Raw genomic sequence first — 4,599 nt, 5'->3', positions numbered from 1 at the left:
CGCCGAAGAGATGGGAATAACCCTGCAAAACACCAGCTACTCCGTCAATATCAAAGAACGCCTCGACTTTAGCTGTGCCATATTCGATCGATCTGGTGAATTAGTCGCCAACGCACCGCATATCCCCGTACATCTGGGTTCGATGAGCGAAAGCGTCACCAGCCTGATTCAAGCCTGCGGCAATACTTTACAGCCTGGAGATGTGTATATCTCCAACAACCCCTACAACGGCGGTACCCATTTACCCGACATCACCGCGATTACCCCGATTTTTCTCCCCGATTTGCCCACACCAGTATTTTACGTTGCATCGCGCGGACATCATGCCGATATCGGTGGCATCACTCCTGGCTCTATGCCCCCACACAGCACCTCGATCGAGCAAGAGGGACTATTAATCGATAATTTCCAACTTGTCGCTGGTGGGCGATTTCGGCTGGCTGAGGTGCTAGCACTCTTAGCCGATGCAATATATCCAGCCCGCAATCCCCAGCAAAACATCGCCGATCTCCAAGCCCAAATCGCCGCTAACGAGCGCGGCGTCCAGGCTTTACTAGCAATGGTCGAGAAATATGGCTTGGCGACCGTCGAAGCCTATATGCAGCACGTCCGGGACAATGCCGAAGAGTCAGTCCGACAAGCGATTTCTGTCCTCAATCCAGGGACATTTACCTATCTGATGGACGATGGGTGTCAGATTCAAGTCGAGATTGCGATCGATCGATCCACCCGCTCGGCAACGATCGATTTTACCGGGACATCACCCCAACAACACACCAATCTCAATGCACCGCTAGCAATCTGCAAAGCAGTAGTGTTATACGTCTTCCGTACCCTCGTCGATGACGATATCCCACTTAATGCAGGTTGTCTCAAACCGCTACACATCATCGTCCCCACCGGATCGATGCTCCATCCGCAATTTCCAGCAGCAGTAGTCGCAGGCAATGTCGAAACCTCCCAAGCGATCGCCAATGCCCTCTACGGTGCGCTGGGAATCATGGCAGCAGCTCAAGGCACGATGAATAACTTTACCTTTGGTACCGATCGCTATCAATACTACGAAACTATCTGCGGCGGTTCTGGTGCCGGAGCAACGTTTCATGGCACCGATGCCGTCCAAACGCACATGACTAATTCCCGGCTCACCGATCCAGAAGTCCTAGAACTGCGCTTCCCCGTATTATTAGAGAGTTTTCGGATTCGCGCAAACAGTGGCGGTAGCGGTAAATATTCCGGCGGTAACGGCGTCACCCGCCGCATTCGCTGCCTAGAAGCGATGAAAATGGGCATTTTATCCGGTCATCGATCGATTCCCCCCTTTGGCTTAGCAGGTGGCGCACCCGGAGCAGTCGGACGCAATCAGATCGAACGCCAAGATGGCTCGTTGGCGGAGCCTCTCCATCGGAGAATCGAGTCACTAGGCTCCAAAGCCGAAGTCGAAATGAATGTCAACGATATCTTCTCGATCGACACACCGGGCGGCGGCGGCTTTGGATGAGAGGGTAGATGGGAGATGGGAGATGGGAGATGAGGGGACTGGGCGATGTGTATGACCTCTTACCTTTTACCTTTTACCTTTTACCTTTTACCTATTCCCTAAAGTTTGACCCGAATCGGATCGATCGTCTTAGCAATCCGATCGAGTGGTTGTTTGCGTTTTTTACCTGTAAATACGTTGACTTGATAAGCCAGCGCATTGGTGACATCTAGCGCCGTCATCCAGCCACTTTTCCGGTGATAGGCACCCGTTTCAATATCGATCCAGCCGGGACCTTGGGCAATTTCTCCCGGACGTACACCGGGAAGCGTAAATGTAATCGTATGTCCGGTAATGATAATTTTATCGGGAAAATAGGGAAATTGATTGCTCAAAAACTTCTCTCTAATCCAGCAAAATTGGTCGTTATTTTGCTTATCCAGTGCTTTAAACGGATCGACACCAGCATGTACTAAAAATACATCCCCCAAGTCCAGATAAGATGGCAAACTTGCAAACCAATCCATGTCACCTTGGGGAATTCCGGCTTCACCATAGCTTTCGAGCGTTGTATCGCCGCCAGATGGCAACCAGTGACGCAACGCCATCTCATCAACTTTACCATTACCAAATGCGGTCAAGAGCATGACTTCGTGGTTGCCCATCAGACAGGGATAGTCCCGCTCCCGAATCCATTTCACCACCTGAGCGCTTTTGGGGCCGCGATCGATGACATCACCCAGAAAGTACAACGCATCTTCAGCAGAGACATTACAAAAATCAATTAACTCACGCATACCATCAAAGTGGCCGTGAACGTCACCAATAATCACGATCCGGGGTTTGGAACTGTGCTTTCTTTGAAATAAATTAAACATAAAATGTCAATGCTCAGATGAAGCTACTCGGTCGAGACCGAAGCATCAGCCGGATAATATTGATAGTATGCACACTTTGACTGCCAAGATCGCGATTGCATAATCGGCGCTCTTGGTTACTGTCTTATGCTGGCTCTGCTCGAAACTGCGCCCCTATTGTTTTATTATTGCTCAATTCCTCGATCGAATAGCCGAATCTAGCTAGTTAGTACTCAATTCCTTAATTACCAGTAGTTTGCTCGGTTAGCTCCGACTGGGCAGCGCCATTAGGCGATAGTTGTTGCCGCCAATTTGCCACCCAATCAGGCTGAAAAAAGGCGATCGCAATGGCAACCGCAGCGAGGAAACCCATGCTGGTAGTCAGTGCGAGGAATAAGTGAATGGCGCGATTGAGTCTAAATTTAGGTTCGGGGGCGGACTTGGAGAGCGCGACTGCTTCAGGAGTGGAAGCTGAGTAAAGGATCTCGGGATCTGTAGTGGACGTGGATACCTGGCAGGACATTAACACTAGTGAAATATTATCCGTACCATTTTCGCCATGAGCCAAAGCCAGCCATGATTGGACGGCTTCAGTCAATGGCATCTCTGTCTGAAGAATCCGCGCGGCGTAATCTTGCCACGAACTTTCGACCAAGTTGCGATCGCTCAAACCGTCCGAACATAATAATAAAATTCCATCCTCGATCGCCATAAATCGCTGGACGGTAGGTACGATTAGCTCGCCAGCCTTCATCCCCAGAGCTTGAGTTAGCGCCGTCGCATCCGGGCGATTGACACTATGCCAGGACAGATCGCGACCTTGCTTGACTTCACGAGTAGCGATATCATCGTCGATTGTCAGCAGTTGACATCGCTCGGGTGTAATCCAGTAAGCCCGACTATCACCAACATGAGCGATATAAATCTCGTGGGAACTCCCCACCCCATTCCGGCTGCGAATCTGCTGGTTGACTTGGATTGCCATCACCATCGTCGTACCCATCCGCGCAAGCTGTTCGCGACCTTGACTTTGATTTTGGGCAGTAATAGTATTATTTACCACTCTGACGATCGCCCCGATTGCCTGAGAGATCTGTTCGGGTGAGACGATGCGATCGCAGTTAATCAGATCCCGATAGAGATTTTGGGCTTGAATTTGGAGCAGTTTGACAGCCATCTGACTGGCAACTTCACCCCCGTCATGTCCGGCAACCCCATCGCAGATAATCGCAATTTTCCCACCCGTCGGATCGTGAGCTAACTCTAATGGAGTCGGGTAATAAGAATCTTCATTATGCAGGTGCAGAGAGCCAGCATCAGTACCACCAGCGATCTGCCACTTCACAGACAACCGCGCCGCTTGTTCGAGGATAATACTATTTAATTCGCGATCGACATCGCGCAGCGAAGCTTTTTCCGCCTGCATCTTCAAAAATAAGGCTTCTAAGCGATCGGCAATTTCTGGATGAGCACCTGGCAAAGTTTTCAGCCACAGCGTTCCGAGGTGGGCGAGAGTAACTTTAGTATTGCCCGTCGCATAGTCGGAAATCAATTCGCACAATCGCAGCCGCCAACCATCTACGCGCAAGTTGTCCATCAAGACCGCGCTAGACAACACCCCAGCACCCGATAGCGGTGCCCACAGAGCGATCGCTTGCCACAACCAATATGCCTGCTCTAGGGCGGTAGCCGTGCCCCACGCCTCCACTAAACTAGGCAGTAATTTCCCTTCACGATCGACCGGGATATTATCGAGCAATGGAATCTCGATCGTCTCATTCGCGCTCTTCAGCGAGCAAAAGCCGTGTAATCGGGGTAAATGGAGCTGATATCGATATAAATGAGCGTAGGCGATCGCCTGATGCGGCAGTGGAAACAGCAAGTCTGGCGGCTCTTGAGGCTTAGTATCCAACCAGATCTGCGGCGCGATCGCATGATACCGATCTTCCACCAATCGACCCGCCGGAATCAACGTTGCTTGCCGTTGAGCAGCCCAGATATATCTAGATGTCATTGCCTGAGTGGTAGTCATAAATTAGCGAAGTCGGGGTCGAGCGGATTCATTCTGTAGTTTACGCTAGAAAGATGGGAGATGGGAGAGGTAATAGGTAATAGGTAATGGGAAGCGAATGCAGCGAATGTCGCTTCCTACAGATCGAACCTTACGCAGGAGAGTTTGAGAGGCGGCGATTTGCGCTCCTCGGGTTCCCCGAGGGTTTAGCAAATCAAGACAGCGTTCCGCCTTTCAACGGGGGGGCTGGG

General features: G+C 50.9%; 3 protein-coding genes. 1 reads left to right on the top strand and 2 read right to left on the bottom strand.

All coding sequences use genetic code 11. The features are described 5' to 3' along the window. Positions 1-1,501 (top strand): hydantoinase B/oxoprolinase family protein (locus RMO35_RS17005; RefSeq protein ID WP_309742504.1); only part of this gene is annotated, 1,501 nt, incomplete at its 5' end. 98 nt (positions 1,502-1,599) lie between these two features. On the opposite strand, the gene RMO35_RS17000 is transcribed toward RMO35_RS17005, so the two are convergent. Then, positions 1,600-2,358 carry a metallophosphoesterase family protein gene (locus RMO35_RS17000; RefSeq protein ID WP_309742503.1) on the bottom strand — a complete coding sequence of 253 codons (759 nt, stop codon included), beginning with the start codon at positions 2,356-2,358 and terminating at the stop codon, positions 1,600-1,602. Between the two features lie 220 nt (positions 2,359-2,578). Next, complete coding sequence (locus tag RMO35_RS16995; RefSeq protein ID WP_309742502.1) at positions 2,579-4,369, bottom strand: protein phosphatase 2C domain-containing protein; 1,791 nt, start codon at positions 4,367-4,369, stop codon at positions 2,579-2,581. Positions 4,370-4,599 lie beyond the last annotated feature (230 nt).

This window comes from Chamaesiphon sp. OTE_20_metabat_361 (assembly GCF_031364565.1).
The sequence above is the reverse complement of the archived record's forward strand: the minus strand, read 5'-3'. Positions and strand labels throughout refer to the sequence as shown.